The sequence below is a fragment of the Mesorhizobium sp. M0207 genome (genome assembly GCF_040321995.1).
In the GTDB taxonomy this organism is placed as follows: domain Bacteria; phylum Pseudomonadota; class Alphaproteobacteria; order Rhizobiales; family Rhizobiaceae; genus Mesorhizobium.
In genome coordinates, this window is record NZ_JAMYSQ010000074.1 from 1 (window position 1) to 889 (window position 889).

Genomic DNA, 889 nt, shown 5'->3' on the forward strand with positions numbered 1-889 from the left:
CTGCCGTAACCGGCACTGTCCCAGGTGCCAGGGCGCGGCCGCGCGTACATGGCTCGCCGAGCGCGAAGCCGACCTGCTGCCGGTCGGCTACTTCCATGTCGTATTCACGCTGCCGGCCGAAGTCGCCGAGATCGCGTTCCACAACAAGGCGCTGGTCTATGACCTGCTGTTCAAGGCGGCATCGGAGACGATGCTGACCATCGCCGCCGATCCGAAGCACCTCGGCGCGCGCATCGGCATCACTGCCGTGCTCCACACATGGGGCTCGGCAATGACCCACCATCCGCATGTCCACATGATTGTGCCGGGCGGCGGCATCGCGCCGGACGGGAGCCGCTGGATATCGTCGCGCGCGGCCTTCCTGCTCCCGGTCAGAGTACTGGGCAAGTTGTTCCGCCGCCTGTTCCTCACCCGGCTGATCGCGCTGCACGACGCCGATCGGCTCGCCTTCTTCGGCACCCTTGCTCGTCTCATCGAGCGGCAGGCCTTCCTGCGGCACCTGTCGCCGGTCCGGAACAAGCGCTGGGTGGTCTATGCCAAGGCGCCCTTCGCCGGGCCGGAAGCGGTGCTCGCCTACCTGTCGCGCTACACGCACCGGGTCGCGATCTCGAACCGCCGCCTGATCGCCTTCGACGAGGCTGGAGTCACCTTCCGCTACAAGGACTATCGCCGCGATGGTGTCGAGCGCCAGCGCGCCATGACGCTTGCCGCCGACGAGTTCATCCGCCGCTTCCTGCTCCATGTCCTGCCGCGTGGGTTCCACCGCATCCGTCACTATGGGCTGCTCGCCACCTCCGCCCGCAAGGCCAGCCTCGCACTCGCGCGCGAACTGCTGAACGTCGATCTGCCGCCCCAAGACGACACTTCGGAAGAACCGGCTGACGTCCGC

1 protein-coding gene is annotated in these 889 nt (G+C 67.4%); it reads left to right on the forward strand.

Annotated features, from left to right (window positions below):
- A partial coding sequence (locus NKJ15_RS32895) for an IS91 family transposase (protein ID WP_352819851.1) occupies nt 1–889 on the forward strand: 889 nt, incomplete at both ends.